A 21,048-nucleotide genomic window follows, 5' to 3' on the forward strand; every position below is an offset into this window, starting at 1 on the left:
CAATAAACTCTAAACTAATCAAGGTTATAATTAGTATGCTCATTGAACTCGGTTTTGTTTTCTTTTTCTCTTTAGTGACGCTATTTACCATGCGTAAAATAGCGAAAAATATCGGTTTAGTTGATAAACCAAATGCACGTAAACACCACAGTGGCGCAATTCCATTAGTCGGTGGTATCACGATTTGTATTTCGTTTATGTACTTCTTATTCAATAATCCCGAATTGTTACCGAACTACCGTTTGTTCATGCTGTCTATTTTTATCCTCACCGTGGTCGGTGCATTGGATGATAAATATGACTTGAGCTTTAAAATCCGCTTCGTGGTACAAGCTGGTTTATCTATTGTCATGATGCTTGTTGCTGATATCCAGTTACATACGTTAGGCAACATGCTTGGCTTTGGTGATATTAGCTTAGGCTTGGTAGGTTACTTAATTACAGTACTAGCCGTGGTCGGTGCAATTAACGCATTTAATATGGTTGATGGTATTGATGGACTGCTTGGTGGTCTATCCATCGTTACCCTAGGTGGTTTAGGTTTTGTGTTGAGTATTGATGCGCAAGCTAATTTGGCTTACTTATGCCTGGTGCTAATCGTCATCATCTTACCTTATGTACTCTTCAATCTTGGCTTATTAGGTCGTGAGCGTAAAGTATTTATGGGTGATGCCGGTAGTATGTTAATCGGCTTTACCGTGATCTGGTTCTTATTATTATCGTCACAAAAAGGTGAGGCGCTATTACGTCCTGTCACTGCACTTTGGTTAATAGCCGTGCCGTTAATGGACATGGCCGCGATCATGATCCGTCGTATTCGTCGCGGTGACTCACCGTTTAAACCCGATCGTGAACATTTACACCATATTTTCCAACGCTTAGGGCTGAACAATACCCAAAATCTATGTGCAATCTGTTCTATTGCCATCGCCTACGCTGCTTTTGGTATCTATGCTGAAATAGTCGAGATCCCAGAATACATCATGCTTGCATTATTCTTGCTGTGTTTCTTTATCTACCAGTTATTGTTATCTAAAGTATGGGTGATCACGGCTAAGATCCGCGCTTGGCGTATAGAGTCAAAAGAAAATAGATTACAGGAATAATTTACAGGACTATTTACAAGATAATTTAAAGGACTACTTACAGGAAAATACCATGACAATTTTAGTCACAGGCGGTGCGGGTTATATCGGTAGCCACACCGTATTAGAATTATTAAACAGCAATCAAGATGTGGTTGTGATTGATAATTTATGTAACTCAAGTGAAGAATCATTAACGCGTGTTAAATCGATCACTGGTAAGTCAGTGACGTTTTATCAAGGTGACGTACTCGATAGTGCATTACTCACGCAAATATTTACCACACATGCGATTGATGCTGTGATCCACTTTGCTGGTTTAAAAGCGGTAGGGGAGTCGAATCAGATCCCGCTAACGTATTACCGTAATAACATTGCCACGACGATAAACATCTTAGAAGCGATGACAGTGCACAATGTGAAGAACTTTGTGTTTAGTTCGTCAGCTACTGTGTATGGCGATCCGGCGTCTGTGCCGATTGATGAAAGCTTCCCTACATCTGCGACTAACCCTTATGGTCGTTCTAAGCTAATGGTCGAAGAAATCCTTGCCGATCTGTACAAATCTGACAATAGCTGGAACATTGCCCGTTTACGCTACTTCAATCCAGTGGGTTCACACGAAAGTGGCTTGATTGGTGAAGATCCGAATGACATTCCAAATAACCTCATGCCATACATCTCACAAGTGGCTGTGGGTAAACTAAAGCAACTGAGTGTATTTGGTGATGATTATGCAACTGTGGATGGCACTGGTGTACGTGATTACATCCACGTCGTTGATTTAGCCTTAGGCCATTTAAAAGCCTTAGACAAGCTAATGACTAACCCTGGCTTAGTAACCTATAACTTAGGCACAGGCCAAGGTTACAGTGTACTAGAAATGGTGAAAGCCTTTGAACTCGCATCAGGTAAAACAGTTGCTTATCAAATCGCCCCACGTCGTGACGGTGATATTGCCCAGTGTTATGCTGCAACTGATTTAGCTGAGCGCGAGTTAGGCTGGAAAGCACAACGTAGTATTAGCGATATGACGGCTGATACTTGGCGCTGGCAAGCAAATAACCCGGATGGTTATTAAGCATAAGCGTATTTTAGCGTTTAACCGTACTAAAATAAGCGTATTGACCTATTACCTTCCTTGGACTCAAGCTTTAAACTAATAGCCCTATGTATAAATAGAGTGTAAATAGATCTATTAATCGTTTAACTTGCTTTCCAAGGACGGAACAATGCGTATATTACATCACGGTGCTGTTAATGGCGTGACTGGCTCTTGCCATCAATTGTATATGAATGACTACAACTCAGTATTAATTGATTGCGGTCTATTTCAAGGCTCTGAAGCTGCTAATAATAAAAATATTGGTAATAACAGTAATAAAGACCAACTCTCTATCGACTTTAATGTCCGCACCATTAAAGCGCTCATCATCACCCACTGCCATATCGACCATGTTGGTCGCATCCCCTATTTATTAGCCGCAGGTTATACCGGTCCAATATACGCGACTGAAGCTACCGCAGCATTACTCCCCCTGGTAATTGAAGATGCCCTTAAAGTTGGCGTCACCCGCGATCACAAACTCATCCAAGCTTGCCTATCATTATTAAACAACCAACTTATTCCTGTGCCTTATCATAAATGGTGCTTTATTGATGTGCTGCAAATACCGCAGGAAGATATAAGTGAAGGGGAGATCTGCTATCAACGTCAAAAGATCCGTTTTTGTCCCGCAGGGCATATCCTTGGCTCTGCTTATGTCGAAATTGAACTAGCCACCGATAAACCCATTCATCGCCATAGACTGGTTTTCTCCGGTGATCTTGGTGCGTCTTACAGTCCGTTATTATCCGCCCCTCGTGCACCGTATCGTGCTGACACCCTGATTATCGAAAGTACCTATGGTGATAAACGTCACGAACACCGCAACCAACGTAGTCAAAAGCTACAAGGCGTGATTGAACACGCAGTCAGCGATAATGGCGTGGTCTTGATCCCAGCATTCAGCATTGGTCGTACCCAAGAGTTACTCTACGAAATCGAACAGTTTATTCACGCTGCACCAGAAGACAGCTTATGGAAAAACATCGAAATCATCGTCGACTCACCCATGGCCGCTAATTTCACCACTAAGTACCGCGACTTTAAAGAACTCTGGGATAGAGAGGCGCAGGGTATATTAAAACAAGGCCGTCATCCGCTTAACTTCGAGCAACTGCACACCATCGATAGCCATCAAGACCACCTTAGCGTAGTGAAATACTTATCTAAACGCAATAAACCCGCTATCGTCATCGCCGCCAGTGGCATGTGCAGCGGTGGACGCATCGTCAATTACCTCACCGCGTTTCTACCGGATAGCAAAGCCGATGTGATTTTTGTTGGTTATCAGGCTAAAGGAACACCTGGTCGAGATATTCAGAAATATGGGCCAAGGGGAGGTTATGTTGAATTGAATGGTCAACGGATTAGCATTAATGCCAGTATTCATACCATCAGTGGCTATTCAGCTCATGCTGATCAGCAAGATCTGCTTAACTTTGTCAAGCACATCAAACATAAACCACAAGAAATACGTATAGTGCATGGCGATGAGGGGGCTAAAGCGGCGTTTGCTGAAAAGTTAGGGGAGTTAGTGCCGGATGCGCGGATATTAAGGCCGAGTGAGTAGTTGTGATTACTGACGCTAAATTAAAAATGATGATAGCGCATCAGTAAGGCTGATGAATAAGGGACTTCAACTGTAATGATTGAATTTAAAGGTATTATTGACCGCCTGAAGTGTGGACGTTGTAATTTATGAGCCGTACTTAACTAGCTTGAATTTTTCCCTTAGTGGCTATGAAATATTTACATTAATGTAAAACAGCATCAAATATTGTCGTGTCGAACCATATGGTAATTGAGTTGGGGGATGTCGTAGATAAAGTGTATACTCGAAGCCTGTTCAGCTCTGATTAAATTAATGACATAGGTTTTTTATGTGGTTTGTTCTGGCTATTTTTGTGTTTACCATTACTGGTTTGATCTGTTTTCAAAATCGTCCCGCGTATGTGTTTGGTGTGACACTATTATTACTGTATGGTTTTTCGTTCGTATCGACAGATCAATTGATTAACAGTGTTGCTAACGAGGGATTGTTAACTCTAATACTACTCATGCTGTGTTCGTTAGCGTTAGAAAAAACCCGATTATTGCGTATTGTGGCGACTTTAGTGATCAAAGAAAGTTACATTTCCACCTGGTTACGCTTATTTGGGTTTACGGTATTATCCTCGGCTTTTTTAAATAATACCGCCGTGGTATCGACCATGTTAGCCCCTATTCGTAACAACCCCCATCACGCCGCCAGTAAATTATTATTACCGCTTTCGTATGCCGCTATTCTGGGCGGCACATTAACGCTCGTTGGTACATCAACTAACTTGATCGTGAATAGTTTAGTGGTAGGCGCAGGGCTTCCAGCATTAGCCTTTTTTGATTTTACCTTGGTGGGTATGTGCGTGGTATTAGCTTGTGGAGTCACGCTGTTTATACTTTGTCGCTGGTTACCCGAACATGACGTTGAAGTCGAAAATGCACAGCAATACTTGATTGATACCAAGGTACAATCAGGCTCGTCATTAATAGGTAAGTCCATTGATCAAAATGGCTTGCGACATTTAGAATCTTTGTTCTTGGTAGAAATATTGCGCGATGGCCAATTATTAACCCCGGTAGCCCCAACAGAAATGATCCGCGCGCATGACCGACTAATCTTTAGTGGTGATATAGCTAAAGTGATGCAACTTAATCATTTTGATGGTTTGTCGCTGTTTGCCCATGAAAATGGTTTACCGTTAGATAACTTAACCGAAGTGATTGTGCGGTCTGAAAGCATGTTATTAAATCAAACCTTAAAAAATACCGGGTTTCGTGCCTTATTCGATGCTGCTGTAGTGGCAATCAAACGTGATGGTGCGCCGATTTCGGGTAAATTAGGCGACGCCCAAATTCAAGCGGGTGACAGTTTAGTACTCGCCGTAGGTGAAGACTTTAAAAACCGAAAAAACATTAGTAAAAACTTCATTATATTAAGCGGTGTCGAACCCGATGTTATGTTGTCTGGTTATAAAGAGTGGCTATCCGTGCTTGGTTTCTTCGGTACTATTTTGTTATCCGCCTTAGGCATTGTATCGTTATTTAAAGGCTTGGTATTACTGTTTGGCGGTTTGTTACTGACAGGGTGTTTAAGCAGTAGTGAAGTGATCCGCCGTCTTCCGACTAATTTGTGGCTTATTATTGCCTCGGCGTTATTGTTATCCCATGGATTAACCAACAGCGGTTTAATGTTGTATTTAGATCAACTCAACAATTTATTTGATCAAGGGTTATCACCTTTGTTAGCATTGATTATTGTTTATGTACTGACGTGGTGGTTAACGGAGTTAGTGACCAATAATGCTGCGGCGGCGTTATTATTTCCGGTAGCGTTTGGCTTGGCAACGAGTCTAGAGGCAAACCCAATGGCGTTTGTGATGGCCGTTGCTTTTGGCGCCAGTGCTAGCTTTGTGAGCCCTTATGGTTATCAGACTAATTTGATGGTATTTAATGCCGGTCGTTATCGTTTAACAGACTTTATTAAGATTGGTTTACCGATCAGTATCGTTTATGGAGTCGTGGCGTTAAGTGCAATTATCGTCGTATTCGGTTTGTAAATTAATGCTTTAAAAATAACATTAGTAGTTAAAATAACAATTTAAGTAAAAGTTTATATAAGAATTTAAGCCATAGTTAAAAAATAGCTAAACCACAAAATTGTAATTACAGGATGAAGTTATATGAGTATCTCTCCAGAGCGTTTAACGCACCTGAAACAGTTAGAAGCTGAATCTATTCACATTATGCGTGAAGTCGTCGCTGAATTTGATAATCCAGTAATGCTGTATTCAGTAGGTAAAGATTCGTCGGTGATGCTGCACTTGGCTAAAAAAGCCTTTGCACCGGGAATTCCACCATTTTCTTTAATGCATGTTGATACCACATGGAAATTTAAAGAAATGATTGAGTTTCGTGATTACATGGCGAAGAAAGTCGGTATGAATTTAATTGTGCATAAAAATCCTGAAGGTGTGGCTATGGGCATTGACCCATTCGTACATGGCAGTGCTAAGCATACCGATATGATGAAAACCCAAGGTCTGAAGCAAGCCTTAGATATGCATGGCTTTGATGCAGCTTTTGGCGGCGCTCGCCGTGATGAAGAAAAATCGCGTGCTAAAGAACGCGTATATTCCTTCCGTGATGAACATCATCGTTGGGATCCGAAAAACCAACGTCCTGAGTTATGGAATATTTATAACGGTAAAGTGAACAAAGGCGAAAGTATTCGTGTGTTCCCATTATCAAACTGGACGGAACTGGATATTTGGCAGTACATTTATTTAGAAAGCATCGAGATCCCAGAACTGTATTTATCTAAGCTTCGCCCTGTTGTTGAACGTGACGGTATGCTGATCATGGCTGATGACGAGCGTATGAAGCTTAAAGAAGGCGAAGTGTTAGAGCATAAAATGGTTCGTTTCCGTACGCTTGGTTGTTATCCATTAACGGGCGCTGTTGAATCTGAAGCGACGACGTTACCGGAAATAATTCAAGAAATGTTGCTAACCACGACTTCTGAACGTCAAGGCCGTGCTATCGACCATGATAGTTCTGGTTCGATGGAGAAGAAGAAACGTGAAGGCTATTTCTAAATAAATGAGGATTTGACGTATGAATTCTCCTTATGTGAACAAAGAGAATGACTCGGTCAGCAATGATGTAGTGTGGCACAATTCTACTGTGACCCATGATGATCGGATAAAACAGAAAAATCAAAAACCTGTGGTGCTTTGGTTTACTGGCCTGAGTGGTTCGGGTAAATCAACAGTTGCGAATGCAGTTGAAAGTAAGCTATTAAGTTTAGGTAAGCACAGTTATTTACTTGATGGTGACAATGTTCGTCATGGCTTAAATAAAGATTTAGGTTTCAGTGATAACGATCGTATTGAAAATATTCGTCGCATCGGTGAAGTCGCTAAGTTGTTTGTGGATGCGGGGTCGATTGTATTAACCGCGTTTATTTCGCCTTTTATTGTCGACCGAATACAAGTGCGTGAATTATTGGCTGACGGTCAATTTTTAGAAGTCTTTATTGATACGCCACTTGCAGTGTGTGAGCAACGTGATCCGAAAGGCTTATACAAAAAAGCGCGCGCGGGTGAGATCAAGCATTTCACTGGTATAGACTCTGAATATCAAGCGCCAATTAATCCGGATATTCACGTGGCTACGGCAAACTACTCAATAGATCAATGTGCTGAACAGATTGTCAGCGCATTAATCAACAAAGAATATATTTAAGGATATTGAATTATGTCTCATAGTTCTGAATTGATCGCAACGGATATCGAAGCGTATTTAAAAGTACATGAAAATAAAGATCTATTACGTTTTTTAACTTGCGGTAACGTGGATGATGGTAAATCTACCTTAATCGGTCGTTTACTGTTTGATAGTAAATTGATCTATGAAGATCAAATGGCTGCAATTGAAAAAGATTCACAAAAATTTAATACCACAGATGGTGATTTCGATTTAGCGCTGCTGGTTGATGGTTTGCAATCTGAACGTGAGCAAGGCATCACCATTGATGTTGCTTACCGATATTTCTCGACAGATAAACGTAAATTCATTATTGGTGATACACCAGGGCATGAGCAGTACACGCGTAACATGGTAACGGGTGCTTCAACGTGTGATTTAGCCATTGTTATGATTGATGCGCGTCGCGGTATTCAAACCCAAACTCGTCGTCACAGTTATATCTGTAGCCTGCTAGGTATTAAGCATGTAATTGTTGCTATTAACAAAATGGATCTTGTGGATTACAGCCAAGAAGTATATCAACAGATTAAAGCTGATTATCGTGAACTAGCAACTCACTTAAACATTGATGATATTCGCTTTGTGCCGATTTCAGCACTTAATGGCGACAATGTTGTTAAGCAAAGTGAAACGATGGATTGGTACCCTGGCGCGACGTTAATGAAGTTGTTAGAAACGGTTAAAATTGATCAAGATAAAGACCTAGAACATATGAGATTCCCGGTGCAATATGTGAATCGTCCAAATTTAGATTTCCGTGGTTTCTGTGGGACGTTAGCGTCAGGCATTGTACAAGTGGGTGATGAAGTAACGGCATTACCTTCAGGTAAATCATCGAAAATAAAATCAATTTATACGTTTGATGGTGACTTGGATACTGCCCAGCCTGGCCAAGCTATTACGATCACCCTTGAAGATGAAATTGATGTATCTCGTGGTGATATGTTAGTGCATAAAGGCCTAGAGCCAAGCACAACAAATAAACTTGATGCGCATATTGTATGGATGGATGAAAACCCATTACGAACACACAAAGAGTATACCTTTAAATTTGCGACTAAGTCGTCAATTGGTAAAGTATCAGCCATTCTGCATAAAGTAGATGTGAATACGCTGCAACAACACGCTGAAAATAGTGATGCGCTAGCATTGAATGAGATCGCTTCGGCGACCATCAGTCTAGCTGAAAAAGTGGTAATTGATGAATACCAAGCACTACCGCAAACCGGTGCTTTTGTCGTGATTGACCGCCATACTAACGTAACTGTTGGTGCTGGTATGGTTAGCCATGTGCATTCCGGTGACGATAATGTTGCACGTAGCTACTCTGAAGCTGAAAAAGAGCTAAATGCTTACGTACGTAAACACTTCCCTGAATGGGGTTGTGCAAGGGTTTAATTTATAGCGTTAGTATGCTATTTATAATGCGTTAATAAATTTACAATTACATTTGAAACTAAAAGCTAAGGTTTATTTAATCTTAGCTTTTTTTATATCTGAACCTGACCTTAAATCAAGTCTGATTAACGACAGGACTAAGTGTTCATTCTTACAAGGATTATCATGAACTACGATGTTTTTAACGGTGATGCCGATGGCATTATGGCACTATTGCAATTACGCTTAAATGAACCTAAATCGGCGTTGTTGGTTACAGGTGTTAAACGTGACAATAACTTACTTAAGCATGTTGATATTGAAAAAGCAGCATCAGTTGTTGCGCTTGATATTTCCATGGAAAAAAATACAGCCGCATTGACTGCGATATTAGCGAATGGTATTGAGGTATTTTATTGTGATCACCATAGAACCGGTGACGTGCCACAGTCGGGTAAGCTAACCGTACTCGTTGATACATCACCAGAAGTATGTACCAGTTTATTGATTAATGGCTTACTTGATAACAAATACATTGATTGGGCAATTACTGCTGCTTATGGTGATAACCTAGTAAGCACTGCGAATGAATTAGCATTAAAGCAAGGTTTGACTAAACCACAACGTGAATTTTTATGTGAACTAGGTACACTAATCAATTATAACGGTTATGGCGCATCACTTAATGATTTACATTTTGATCCTGCTGTCTTGTATCAAGCATTATTAGCTTATAATAGCCCTTTTGATGTGGAATCCGATAAAAACTCAGTATTCTATACATTGCAAACAGGTTACCAAGCTGATCATCTGAATGTCACCGAATTAGTGCCATATATCAACAATGATATTTGTGAAATATACTTGTTACCTTGCGAAGCTTGGGCAAGACGAATCAGTGGTGTATTTGGTAATGAATTAGCGAACCGTAACCCAAATAAAGCCCATGCAGTTTTAACATTAAATAGCGACTGCAGTTATATGGTCAGTGTTCGCGCGCCATTAAATAATCGTACAGGCGCTGACGAAGTATGTGTGCAATTTGCTACTGGTGGTGGTCGTAAAGCCGCTGCAGGTATTAATCAATTACCTGAAAATGAAATCAATCAATTTGTTGACCTATTAATACAAAAATATAGCTAATGCAGCAGTACCAGAGCGAATTGACGTGATGAATAACAACCCTATAGCAGACCAAACACAAATATTGATAGATTTAATTAGCACGCATTATCAGTATTATTATCAGCAAAGCATTGAAATACAAGCTCATCATAAAGTGCTCCCTGTCACGTTTTATCAAGATTTCATTGATAATCTAATGATAGAGCTCTGTCATATAGATTTTGCCTTTCCTATGACGGCTAACATTGGTTACGTGATGACAGCTGAGCAAATATCTCGATGTGCGTTATATTGGCGGCTAGCATTTAATCTGCAGGACGAAGTTAATAACTCGTTCACTTGTACGCTTGAGCTGATGGCTGGGGGTCAACAAACGTCAGATTTCAAATTAATCTGTGAAAATGGCACTTCATTTTATTCTAAAGATAATTGCCGCGTGTAGCAAATACAGTATTAATGATTTTAACTAAGTGCTAATTAGTATTAATAAATTAAATGTAATGTAATTAAAAGCACAGCACAGGAAAATAGCATAACAATTTTAGTCACCGGCGGTGCCGGTTATATCGGTAGCCACACCGTCTTAGAATTATTAAACCACAATCAAGACGTGGTTGTGATTGATAATTTATGTAACTCAAGTGAAGAATCATTAACGCGTGTTAAATCGATCACTGGTAAGTCAGTGATGTTTCATCAAGGTGATGTACTCGATAGCGAATTACTTACGCAGATTTTTACCACGCATGCGATTAAAGCGGTGATCCACTTTGCGGGTTTAAAAGCGGTGGGTGAGTCTAATCAGATCCCGTTAACGTATTATCGTAATAATATTGCTGCTACGGTTAATGTGTTAGAAGCGATGACAGTACACAATGTAAAGAACTTTGTATTTAGCTCATCTGCTACTGTGTATGGCGATCCGGCATCTGTGCCGATTGATGAAAGCTTCCCTACATCTGCGACTAACCCTTATGGTCGTTCTAAGTTAATGGTCGAAGAAATTCTTGCTGACTTATATAAATCCGACAACAGCTGGAACATTGCCCGTTTACGTTACTTCAATCCAGTCGGCTCACACGAGAGTGGTTTGATTGGTGAAGATCCAAATGATATTCCTAATAACTTAATGCCTTACATCTCACAAGTAGCTGTTGGTAAGTTAAAGCAACTGAATGTATTTGGTGATGACTACGCAACAGTTGATGGTACAGGCGTACGTGATTACATCCACGTGGTTGACTTAGCCCTAGGCCATTTAAAAGCCTTAGACAAGCTAATGACTAATCCTGGCTTAGTCACGTATAACTTAGGCACAGGCCAAGGTTACAGTGTCTTAGAGATGGTGAAAGCCTTTGAACTCGCATCAGGAAAACCTGTCGCTTATCAAATCGCTCCACGTCGTGAAGGTGATATTGCCCAGTGTTACGCTGCTACAGATCTAGCAGAACGTGAATTAGGTTGGAAAGCTGAGCGTAGTATTAGCGATATGACCGCTGGCAAGCAAATAACCCATATGGTTATTAAGCCGTACTAAAATAAGCGTATTGACCTATTACCTTCCTTGGACTCAAGCTTTAAACTAATAGCCCTATGTATAAATAGAGTGTAAATAGATCTATTAATCGTTTAACTTGCTTTCCAAGGACGGAACAATGCGTATATTACATCACGGTGCTGTTAATGGCGTGACTGGCTCTTGCCATCAATTGTATATGAATGACTACAACTCAGTATTAATTGATTGCGGTCTATTTCAAGGCACTGAAGCTAACAGTAATAACAGTAATAAAGACCAACTCTCTATCGACTTTAATGTCCGCACCATTAAAGCGCTCATCATCACCCACTGCCATATTGACCACGTTGGTCGCATCCCCTATTTATTAGCCGCTGGTTATACCGGACCAATATACGCGACCCAGGCCACCGCAGCATTACTCCCCCTAGTTATTGAAGATGCCCTTAAAGTTGGCGTCACCCGCGATCATAAACTTATCCAAGCTTGCCTATCATTATTAAACAACCAACTAATACCTGTGCCTTATCATAAATGGCGTACGATTGATGTGCTGCAAATACCGCAGGAAGATATAAGTGAAGGGGAGATCTGCTATCAACGCCAAAAGATCCGTTTTTGTCCCGCAGGGCATATCCTTGGCTCTGCTTATGTCGAAATTGAACTCGCCACCGATAAACCCATTCATCGCCATAGACTGGTTTTCTCCGGTGATCTTGGTGCGTCTTACAGTCCGTTATTATCCGCCCCTCGTGCACCGTATCGTGCTGACACCCTAATTATCGAAAGTACCTATGGTGATAAACGTCACGAACACCGCAACCAACGTAGTCAAAAGTTACAAGGCGTGATTGAACACGCAGTCAGCGATAATGGCGTGGTCTTGATCCCAGCATTCAGCATTGGTCGTACCCAAGAGTTACTCTACGAAATCGAACAGTTTATTCACGCTGCACCAGAAGGCAGTTTATGGAAAAACATCGAAATAATCGTCGACTCACCCATGGCCGCTAATTTCACCACTAAGTACCGCGACTTTAAAGAACTCTGGGATAAAGAGGCGCAGGGTATATTAAAACAAGGTCGTCACCCGCTGGATTTCGAGCAACTGCACACCATCGATAGCCATCAAGATCACCTTAGCGTGGTTAAATACTTATCTAAACGCAACAAACCCGCTATTGTCATCGCCGCCAGTGGCATGTGTAGCGGTGGACGTATCGTCAATTACCTCACCGAATTTCTACCGGATAGTAAAGCCGATGTGATTTTTGTTGGTTATCAGGCCAAGGGAACACCTGGTCGAGATATTCAGCAGTATGGACCAAGGGGAGGTTATGTTGAATTGAATGGTAAACGTATTAGTATTAATGCGGGTATTCATACCATCAGTGGTTATTCAGCCCATGCTGATCAGCAAGATTTACTTAACTTTGTTAAACACATCAAACATCAGCCACGCGAAATACGTATTGTGCATGGCGATGAGGGGGCTAAAGCGGCGTTTGCTGATAAGTTAGGGGAGTTAGGGTTGGGGGCGCGGATACTGCGGCCAACTAAATAAATTTAAGGTGTTGATCTTTGGAGTTTAAGTTATAGGTGGATTGCACCTAGGCAGAATCAATTTATATTGTTACAATTTTATATTTTGTGCTCAATACTAATAGGCTGTTATTTTTATATGGACTTCCGAAGAGATATTAACGGGTTAAGGGCAATTGCTGTAATTGGCGTTATTCTGTATCACTTTAATGCGAATATTTTACCAGGAGGCTTTGCTGGTGTAGATGTTTTTTTTGTTATATCTGGTTTTTTAATGACAAGTATTATTTTTCGTGACTTAACTAATGATATCTTCTCGTTACCTGTATTTTATCTCGCCCGTGCAAAACGTATTATTCCGCCACTGCTCATATTGTGTTGTGCACTGTTATTATTTGGTTGGATGTTTGTTATTCCACCAGACTTTCAAGCGCTAACTAAACATGTACATAAGAGTTTAAATTTTTTATCTAATATAACGTATTGGCAAGAAAGTGGGTATTTTGATGTCGACGCAGAGCTAAAATGGTTGCTACATACTTGGTCATTATCGGTCGAATGGCAATTTTATATTGTTTATCCATTACTATTGTTAATGGTTAAGCAGCTTGTCAAAAATATCCTTATTCCTCGCGTTATTATAGCTTGCAGCGCGATTAGTTTTATCGCTTGTGTTTATGTGTCTTGGTATTGGCCAAATTCAGCCTTTTATTTATTGCCGACTCGAGCATGGGAAATGTTATTAGGTGGTCTTGCCTTTTTATATCCGAGAAAATTATCAGCCAACTCGCAGAAATGGCTATTTCGAATCGGTATTATGATGATCATCGCTAGTTATATCCTGCTAGATAGCGCTAACATGTGGCCGGGTTACCTTGCTGCTGTGCCGGTATTAGGCACGATAGCTGTTATTATGGCAAATCAAGGCAATAATTTATTAAGCAATAATTCGACTGTGCAATTGTTAGGCCGTACCTCTTACTCGACTTACTTATGGCATTGGCCAATATTTGTTGCGTTGAGTTATTACTATATTGAACTTTCACTATTACATATTGCTTCCGGTATCAGTGCATCAATATTCATGGGGTGGTTATCTTACACCCTGATTGAGAAGCGTGCTGCTAAGTATAAAGGAATGAATGTAGTGTTCATTTTATTATACCTAGGTGTTTTTAGTATCACCTTTTCTTCAATTAGCAGTAAGTATTTAGCCAATGAAATAAATTTTTCTATCCCTAATAGTGTCAAAGCATCAATTAAGAGAGCCCCTGCAGCTTGCTTTGATAACAAAGACGCATTAACAAGTCAAACATGGCTATGCTCTTTGGGTGATGACAGTGCGTCTGATACTCGCTTTATTGTGATGGGCGATTCACACATGTATTCGCAACTCCCCGCTTTTAATGCCTTAGCAAGTCGGTATCATTTAAAAGGCCAATATACTGGTTTTTCTGGGTGTCCTCCTTTACTTGGCGTTTATCCTCAGCGCTCAGATCAAGTGGAAAAAAATTGCTTTAAACTTAATAATAAATTATATGATTATGTAAAAGATAACGCCATAAATCGCGTATTCCTATCGGCAAGATGGTCTTACTATACTGAGTTTGGTTATAACGGGACTGGTGATATGGTTTATTTAAGCGCTAAAAAAGTGGGACGTAAAGATCAACGTAACTCTTTTGAAACCTTCCAGACCGGCGTGAAAGAAACTATAAAACGTTATAATGATATAGGCGTATCTCCTGTTGTGATATTGCAAGTGCCCCAGCAGAAATTGAGACCAGAAAAATTATATTATACGGCTTATTTACAAGATATCCCGTTACATTCATTGGCTAAAAATAGTATTTCCATTCAAGATCATCGTGCATTACAACAACGGGTTAATAACGTATTTAAGGAGCTTGCTGAGAGTGATGATTATGCGTTAACGATTGTCGATCCCGTGGATACGTTTTGTAATAGAAAGTCTTGTATCGTGGGAACCGCCACTGTTTCATACTACTTTGATAAAGATCATCTCGCAGAGTCTGGTGCCATGTATTTACTACCGCAGTTAATAAATGCAGTAAATTTTTAATCTATGAACGACAGAATTAGTTACATGTTGATGTAATTAATCCTGTCGTTCATAGATTTTACCCGTAGACTAATTAATCATTGTTATTTTTTATAAATTGAGACTTGTGACACGCCTATAATGATTAATATAAAATAAGTACTAGAAGCTAAAGTACTAGAAAGAGATACATCAGCAATACCGGTTATTATATAACTGATTATTACGAGTAAACCACTGAGTGAGTAGGTAGGATTTACCAATTTATTTTTTAATAGAATATAGGTTGGAATTATTAATAAAAATAATACTGTAAATAGACCAAATAAGCCTCGGTTTCCGAGTGCTTGAAAGTACATAGAATGGAAGTGCGTTTTAGTAAACGTACCCATGTATTTAGCTAAATAACCCTGTTCGTATAGCTCACCCATTCGTTCTTGTGCTTGAGTCATGCCGTAGCCAAAAATAGGTTTTTCAGTAGCTAATACTAAGGCACCCTTCCATAGTTCGAGACGTATTGCGGTTGAGGATATTTGGCTTTCTGAGCTTGGGTTTTCAAAATGAGATGTTAAATTATGTATTGCCATCGATGTTCTTGAAAATAGCTCGTTATTAGTCCCCATAGATGCAACCATTATCAGCCCCATCAATGATAATATAATAAAACGAATATACTTTTTATTTGAAGATGGCTTATCTCTTGAGGGCATAAAGATAAAAACTAAAATTACGATTAACAGCCCTAAAAATGGCCCTTTAGAGCCTGACATTATTACGGTTAAAACACCTAAGCATATTCCTGTGTAAGCTAAAATACGTAGCTTAATACTGTTGGTATGGATACTTGGTAAAATAAAAGCAATGACAGCAACGATGGCAGTCATGAGAGGGTTTAGATTAAACCCAGCATAATCACCGCGCTCAAACCCTATAACCTGTTCATTAATCATGATTATGAAAGCAATAATAAGACTGATGGCAAAGCTAGCGTAGATGGCTTGCTGTTTTGGCTTGAAACGGATTAATAATGCAGCGGCCAATAACAAGGGGATACCTCTAGCGGCCTTTTTTATGCTGGACATATCCCCAGTTTCTTGCAAGAAACTGATAATATGCGGTATTGTAAACATGACAAAGGCAATCGCTAATAATGTTAGGTTTTTATGCCAAGTTAATTTTTTACACCATCCTGCAGCAATGGATAGCACGAGTAATATGACACTACCTAAAATATATCCTTTCGGATATAAAAAAAGAAGAATCGCATAGAACATAACGCCAATTGTGGATACTGTTATCCATCTTGATGATATATCTTGTGTAACATTATTTTGGGTGCTTTTTAAACTAGAGCTCATTATGCTTTACTTTTATATTAATTTAGTTAGGAGTAATCTATTAGCTAAGATGGAAAAATTCTTAACCTCGTTTTTAGATTACGTTTTGAACTGTTTATTTTCACACTCTCGGATATGAAAGTAAACTCGAACTGAGTTAAAGTAATAACACTTTTTACGGGTCCGCCTGATTCTAAGTGTCAATCTTAACATTTTATGCTTAAGGGCTTTCATAGTAATGTACCATAACAGTGTCTGGATTTTTAATTGACTGATATTAAAGGAGCTTTAAGTATGAATATAGCTATCATTCCAGCTCGCGGCGGCAGTAAAAGAATACCACAAAAGAATATTAAAATATTTTGTGGTAAACCGATCATTGCATATTCAATTGAAGCGGCTTTAACAAGCGGGTGCTTTGATCGAGTAATCGTTTCGACAGATAACCAAGAGATCGCTGATATAGCGTTGAAATACGGTGCTGAAGTTCCTTTTTTACGCCCAGCGCATATAGCAGGTGACTTTGCGACGACGATCGAAGTAGTACAGCATGCTATAATGGCGTTGTCATTAGAAGAGCCGACGTTAATTTGCTGTATTTATGCGACTGCGCCTTTTGTTACATCTACAAGTCTAGCTGTCGGTCGTGAAATGTTAGTGGCCGAGAATCTCGATTATTGTTTTAGTGCGACCGAATTTAGTTTTCCAATTCAACGGGCTTTTAGACTTAATGATACAGGGCGAGTTGAAATGTTTCAGCCTGAGAATTATAAGGTGCGATCTCAAGATCTTGAACCGGCTTATCATGATGCAGGGCAATTTTATTGGGGGACTTGTCAGGCATTCTCTTCAGGTAAAGTTATATTCTCAAACAATGTAAAACCGGTTGTCTTAAATGCATCTCAAGTGCAGGATATTGATACATTAGATGATTGGAATAAAGCTGAATTTTTGTATGAACTATTACAGCGATAGCGCGACTTCAATAGAGCTGTATACAAGGTAAATGATATTACGTTGTGTCTTAAAAGTAATGATTCATAAAGTGTAAGATAGCTCTAAAATTTATATTTAATTAGGTTAAAAAATATATGAATATTGATAGATTTAAAGTGTTAATTGAAAAGAGTGGATTGACGGTTAAACATATTCACGAGTCTCGAGATGATTGGAATAGTGTTTTATCCACAGTGCAAGATTATATGGTTGATTATGATCTTGATACCATCGACTATCATGATTTATATTTTTCGTCTGCGCTTGAATTTAAGCAACAATCCATTATTTTTTATGCCAGTGGTAAGCCGGTTGCAGTATGGCCATTGAGCACTTCTCAAGTAAACAGTAAGGTGAGTATAGGAAGTAATGGTACTGAATTATTACCCCCATTATTACTGCCTAATTTAGCTGAAAAAGTAACTAAAAAAGTCATTAGTGCTGCCCACGCCATATTGGATGATATTAAAAGTGCGACCTCTGCTAGCTGCACGTTTAAATGTAACATGCTTAGTAGTGGCTGCTCACCGTGGTATAAATCGTTACAAGAAAAACATAAGTTGCTTGATGTGACGCATTATCTGTATATCGATTTAAGATTAGATTTAGACGTTATTAAAGGCGGGTTCAGAAAAAGTTTTCGACCATTAGTAACGAAAGGGCTGCGTAGTTGGGATATTGAAGTCATCACTGAAGATTGCGCGGCTGTCTTTGAAGAAGTGAGACTGTTGCATATAGCGGTTGCCGGGCGTGAGACTCGTCCTAAATCTAGCTGGGATAAGCAGTATGCAGCGATAGAAACAGGCCATGCTTTCCTTGTTACGCTTAGAGATGATGAGCAAGCGTTAGTTGGCGCTGGCTATTTTTTAGTTAATCAACAGCAAGCGCTATATGGCGTCGGGGTATATAAGCGAGAGCTATTTGATCAACCCTTAGGACATGCGGTGCAATATAAAGCAATCGAACATATGAAGTCGCTAGGTTTGACAACCTATTGCATTGGTCAGAGACCTTATTCACACGAATACAGTCAACCTACAGATAAAGAAGTTCAAATCGGTTACTTTAAAGAAGGGTTTGCAACCCATATGTACCCTGCATTTATCTTTGGTGAATAGATGGAGTTAAGATTTGATTTATCTGCACTATTTTTTTATGGTCGAGAAGAATATAATGATCGTATAAAATGTGGATATATATAATAATACCTTGCTTAAACATGATGCTTAGTTCGTGTTTAACTCAATAATTTTAAATAGTTATAATTAAAATGGTTATAATTTAAATAAAACATGGTGAAATAATGTTTAATAATAAATCAGTTCTTATCACTGGCGGCACAGGATCATTTGGTAAACAATTTATCGAGACGATCTTAGATCGTTACCCAGACGTAAAGAAAATCATCATTTATTCTCGTGATGAATTAAAGCAGTCGGTTATTAAACAACAATACCCAGATTTTGATTATCCACAACTACGCTTTTTTATTGGTGATGTTCGAGATAAAGCGCGTTTAACACAAGCATGTGAAGGTGTTGATATTATTATTCATGCAGCCGCTATTAAGCAAGTCGATACCGCTGAATATAATCCGACTGAATGCATTAGAACGAATGTTGATGGTGCAGAAAATGTTATCCATGCAGCATTAGCTTGCGGCGTTAAAGACGTTGTTGCGCTTTCTACTGATAAAGCTTGTGCACCGATTAATTTATACGGCGCGACCAAGTTAACATCAGATAAACTGTTTGCTGCTGCAAATAATATCCGCGGTTCTAAAGATATTAAATTCAGTGTTGTGCGTTACGGTAATGTGATGGGATCTCGCGGCTCGGTTATCCCATTTTTCATGGCTAAGAAAAAAGACGGTGTATTACCGATCACGCATGAAGAGATGACTCGTTTTAATATTTCTTTGCAAGATGGTGTGAATTTAGTGATGTTTGCATTGGCAAATCATCTTGGTGGTGAAATTTTTATTCCAAAAATCCCATCTTATAAAATTCTTGATGTGGCAAAAGCAATTGCACCTGAATGTACAACGAGAATTGTTGGTATTCGTCCTGGTGAAAAACTACATGAGGAAATGCTGACTGATACCGACTCTTTGAATACCATTGATCTTGGCCCTTATTACGCCATTTTACCTTCAGTGTCATTTACTTATACTGAACAAGATTATCTTTCTCATCACAAAGCTGAAAAAGTACCATTCGGGTTTAAATACACTTCTGGTACTAATACAGAGTGGGAAACGGTTGAGAGTTTACGTGACTTAATTAAAGAGCATGTTGATGCTAACTTTGAAGTGTGAGTAGCATATGATCCCCTACGGCAAGCAAGAGATAACACCGCAGGATATTGATGCTGTAGTGAATGTATTACAATCTGATTTTTTGACGCAAGGTCCTCAAGTCCCATTATTTGAGGCTGCAATCAAGGATGCGACTAGTGCAAGTTATGCGTTAGCGGTTAATTCAGCAACGTCAGCATTACATTTAGCTTGCTTAGCCCTTGGGGTTGGTCACGGCGATGTCGTCTGGACTACGCCAATTACGTTTGTGGCGTCATCAAACTGTGCACTTTATTGCGGTGCAGAGATTGATTTTGTTGATATTGATCCTGAGACTTATAATTTAAGTCCATCAAAATTAGCGGATAAGTTGGCTCACGCAAAAAATCATGGTTTACCTTTACCTAAGGTTGTGATCCCTGTGCATTTATGCGGTCAACCGTGTGAGATGGAAGAGATTCATCGTCTTAGCGTCGAGTATGGTTTTGCCATTATTGAAGATGCTTCGCATGCAATTGGCGGGCGCTACCAAGATCAACCAATAGGGAACTGTAAATACAGTGATATTACTGTATTTAGTTTTCACCCGGTTAAAATTGTGACGACAGCAGAAGGTGGCGCAGCGACCACGAATAATACTAAATTAGCGGATAAGATGGCGCTATTACGCAGCCATGGTATTACGCGTGACGCAGCGCTAATGACCGAGCCTGCACATGGTGATTGGTATTATCAGCAAATAGCCTTGGGTTACAATTACCGCATGACCGAGATGCAGGCTGCATTAGGTGTAAGCCAAATGACGCGGTTGGCTGATTTTGTCGCCAAACGTAATGCACTTGCAGCACGATATGATGAGTTATTGCGTGATTTGCCTTTAATTCTGCCAAAGCAGATTGAGGCATCCTATTCTGGACGTCACTTGTATGTTATTCGATTAAAACTGGATGATATAACGTTGACGCACAGTGAAGTTTTCACTGCATTGAGAGAGGCGGGGATTGGTGTTAATTTACATTATATTCCGGTACACCTACAACCTTATTATCAGGATTTAGGTTTTAGGAAAGGCCAATTTGTTGAGTCTGAATCTTATTATACCCAAGCGATTAGTATCCCTCTTTATCACCATATGACGGAATCACAGCAGTTACAAGTTGTAGATTCGATTACAAAAATAATAGCTTAGTGTTGCTCATTTGATTTTATAAATGCACATCTATAGTTTGAGAGGGTATATTTTTAACCCTCTCAAACTTCGCTAGTTGTTATTTTTTATGGCTTATATTTATTTAAA

16 protein-coding genes and 1 pseudogene are annotated in these 21,048 nt (G+C 39.5%); 16 read left to right on the forward strand and 1 reads right to left on the reverse strand.

What is annotated here, in order from left to right:
* The first annotated feature begins 35 nt into the window (after positions 1-35).
* The 12 genes and pseudogenes from wecA to A923_RS0107620 all read left to right on the forward strand — a co-directional run bounded on the left by wecA (position 36) and on the right by A923_RS0107620 (position 15,143).
* Positions 36-1,106 (forward strand): UDP-N-acetylglucosamine--undecaprenyl-phosphate N-acetylglucosaminephosphotransferase, encoded by a 1,071-nt coding sequence (gene wecA, locus A923_RS0107565; protein WP_017221063.1) that lies wholly within the window; start codon positions 36-38, stop codon positions 1,104-1,106.
* A 52-nt stretch (positions 1,107-1,158) separates the two neighbouring features.
* Positions 1,159-2,166: a UDP-glucose 4-epimerase GalE gene (galE, locus tag A923_RS0107570; protein WP_017221064.1), complete on the forward strand. Its 1,008-nt coding sequence runs from the start codon at positions 1,159-1,161 to the stop codon at positions 2,164-2,166.
* 151 nt (positions 2,167-2,317) lie between these two features.
* Positions 2,318-3,760, forward strand: coding sequence for an MBL fold metallo-hydrolase RNA specificity domain-containing protein (locus tag A923_RS0107575; RefSeq protein ID WP_017221065.1), 1,443 nt, complete (start codon positions 2,318-2,320; stop codon positions 3,758-3,760).
* Positions 3,761-4,070: 310 nt separating this feature from the next.
* Positions 4,071-5,786: an SLC13 family permease gene (locus tag A923_RS0107580; protein WP_017221066.1), complete on the forward strand. Its 1,716-nt coding sequence runs from the start codon at positions 4,071-4,073 to the stop codon at positions 5,784-5,786.
* Positions 5,787-5,909: 123 nt separating this feature from the next.
* Positions 5,910-6,824, forward strand: a complete 915-nt coding sequence (gene cysD, locus A923_RS0107585) for a sulfate adenylyltransferase subunit CysD (protein WP_017221067.1) — start codon at positions 5,910-5,912, stop codon at positions 6,822-6,824.
* Between the two features lie 19 nt (positions 6,825-6,843).
* Entirely contained in the window at positions 6,844-7,473 is a 630-nt protein-coding gene (cysC, locus tag A923_RS0107590) for an adenylyl-sulfate kinase (RefSeq protein WP_017221068.1), read from the forward strand.
* Between the two features lie 12 nt (positions 7,474-7,485).
* Positions 7,486-8,895, forward strand: coding sequence for a sulfate adenylyltransferase subunit CysN (gene cysN, locus A923_RS0107595; protein ID WP_017221069.1), 1,410 nt, complete (start codon positions 7,486-7,488; stop codon positions 8,893-8,895).
* 165 nt (positions 8,896-9,060) lie between these two features.
* Positions 9,061-10,017: a hypothetical protein gene (locus tag A923_RS0107600; RefSeq protein ID WP_017221070.1), complete on the forward strand. Its 957-nt coding sequence runs from the start codon at positions 9,061-9,063 to the stop codon at positions 10,015-10,017.
* 28 nt (positions 10,018-10,045) lie between these two features.
* Positions 10,046-10,441, forward strand: a complete 396-nt coding sequence (locus A923_RS0107605) for a hypothetical protein (protein WP_017221071.1) — start codon at positions 10,046-10,048, stop codon at positions 10,439-10,441.
* 90 nt (positions 10,442-10,531) lie between these two features.
* A pseudogene (galE, locus tag A923_RS22510) lies at positions 10,532-11,526 on the forward strand (UDP-glucose 4-epimerase GalE).
* Between the two features lie 128 nt (positions 11,527-11,654).
* Complete coding sequence (locus A923_RS0107615) at positions 11,655-13,082, forward strand: MBL fold metallo-hydrolase RNA specificity domain-containing protein (protein ID WP_017221072.1); 1,428 nt, start codon at positions 11,655-11,657, stop codon at positions 13,080-13,082.
* Positions 13,083-13,199: 117 nt separating this feature from the next.
* A complete protein-coding gene (locus A923_RS0107620) occupies positions 13,200-15,143 on the forward strand; it encodes an acyltransferase family protein (RefSeq protein ID WP_017221073.1) in 1,944 nt (647 codons plus the stop codon).
* Between the two features lie 83 nt (positions 15,144-15,226).
* On the opposite strand, the gene A923_RS0107625 is transcribed toward A923_RS0107620, so the two are convergent.
* Entirely contained in the window at positions 15,227-16,480 is a 1,254-nt protein-coding gene (locus A923_RS0107625) for an O-antigen ligase family protein (protein WP_083849966.1), read from the reverse strand.
* Between the two features lie 273 nt (positions 16,481-16,753).
* Here A923_RS0107625 and pseF point away from each other — a divergent pair, with 273 nt between their 5' ends.
* The 4 genes from pseF (at position 16,754) to pseC (ending at position 20,940) form a co-directional block, all read left to right on the forward strand.
* A complete protein-coding gene (gene pseF / locus A923_RS0107630) occupies positions 16,754-17,434 on the forward strand; it encodes a pseudaminic acid cytidylyltransferase (RefSeq protein WP_017221075.1) in 681 nt (226 codons plus the stop codon).
* Positions 17,435-17,550: 116 nt separating this feature from the next.
* Positions 17,551-18,573: a FemAB family protein gene (locus tag A923_RS22625; RefSeq protein ID WP_017221076.1), complete on the forward strand. Its 1,023-nt coding sequence runs from the start codon at positions 17,551-17,553 to the stop codon at positions 18,571-18,573.
* 185 nt (positions 18,574-18,758) lie between these two features.
* On the forward strand, positions 18,759-19,772 hold the full coding sequence (gene pseB / locus A923_RS0107640) for a UDP-N-acetylglucosamine 4,6-dehydratase (inverting) (RefSeq protein WP_017221077.1): 1,014 nt from the start codon (positions 18,759-18,761) through the stop codon (positions 19,770-19,772).
* A 7-nt stretch (positions 19,773-19,779) separates the two neighbouring features.
* Entirely contained in the window at positions 19,780-20,940 is a 1,161-nt protein-coding gene (pseC, locus tag A923_RS0107645) for a UDP-4-amino-4,6-dideoxy-N-acetyl-beta-L-altrosamine transaminase (RefSeq protein WP_017221078.1), read from the forward strand.
* Positions 20,941-21,048 lie beyond the last annotated feature (108 nt).

Origin of the sequence: Moritella dasanensis ArB 0140 (assembly GCF_000276805.1) — a bacterium.
GTDB lineage: Bacteria > Pseudomonadota > Gammaproteobacteria > Enterobacterales > Moritellaceae > Moritella > Moritella dasanensis.

Excerpts from the sequence above, each read along its gene's own strand:
- A923_RS0107615 (WP_017221072.1), top strand. The coding sequence starts at position 11,655 with ATGCGTATATTACATCACGGTGCTGTTAATGGCGTGACTGGCTCTTGC.
- cysC (WP_017221068.1), top strand. The coding sequence starts at position 6,844 with ATGAATTCTCCTTATGTGAACAAAGAGAATGACTCGGTCAGCAATGAT.
- A923_RS0107605 (WP_017221071.1), top strand. The coding sequence starts at position 10,046 with ATGAATAACAACCCTATAGCAGACCAAACACAAATATTGATAGATTTA.
- A923_RS0107580 (WP_017221066.1), top strand. The coding sequence starts at position 4,071 with ATGTGGTTTGTTCTGGCTATTTTTGTGTTTACCATTACTGGTTTGATC.
- wecA (WP_017221063.1), top strand. The coding sequence starts at position 36 with ATGCTCATTGAACTCGGTTTTGTTTTCTTTTTCTCTTTAGTGACGCTA.
- pseB (WP_017221077.1), top strand. The coding sequence starts at position 18,759 with ATGTTTAATAATAAATCAGTTCTTATCACTGGCGGCACAGGATCATTT.
- pseF (WP_017221075.1), top strand. The coding sequence starts at position 16,754 with ATGAATATAGCTATCATTCCAGCTCGCGGCGGCAGTAAAAGAATACCA.
- A923_RS0107600 (WP_017221070.1), top strand. The coding sequence starts at position 9,061 with ATGAACTACGATGTTTTTAACGGTGATGCCGATGGCATTATGGCACTA.
- A923_RS22625 (WP_017221076.1), top strand. The coding sequence starts at position 17,551 with ATGAATATTGATAGATTTAAAGTGTTAATTGAAAAGAGTGGATTGACG.
- cysD (WP_017221067.1), top strand. The coding sequence starts at position 5,910 with ATGAGTATCTCTCCAGAGCGTTTAACGCACCTGAAACAGTTAGAAGCT.
- A923_RS0107620 (WP_017221073.1), top strand. The coding sequence starts at position 13,200 with ATGGACTTCCGAAGAGATATTAACGGGTTAAGGGCAATTGCTGTAATT.
- A923_RS0107575 (WP_017221065.1), top strand. The coding sequence starts at position 2,318 with ATGCGTATATTACATCACGGTGCTGTTAATGGCGTGACTGGCTCTTGC.
- cysN (WP_017221069.1), top strand. The coding sequence starts at position 7,486 with ATGTCTCATAGTTCTGAATTGATCGCAACGGATATCGAAGCGTATTTA.
- A923_RS0107625 (WP_083849966.1), bottom strand. The coding sequence starts at position 16,480 with ATGAGCTCTAGTTTAAAAAGCACCCAAAATAATGTTACACAAGATATA.
- pseC (WP_017221078.1), top strand. The coding sequence starts at position 19,780 with ATGATCCCCTACGGCAAGCAAGAGATAACACCGCAGGATATTGATGCT.
- galE (WP_017221064.1), top strand. The coding sequence starts at position 1,159 with ATGACAATTTTAGTCACAGGCGGTGCGGGTTATATCGGTAGCCACACC.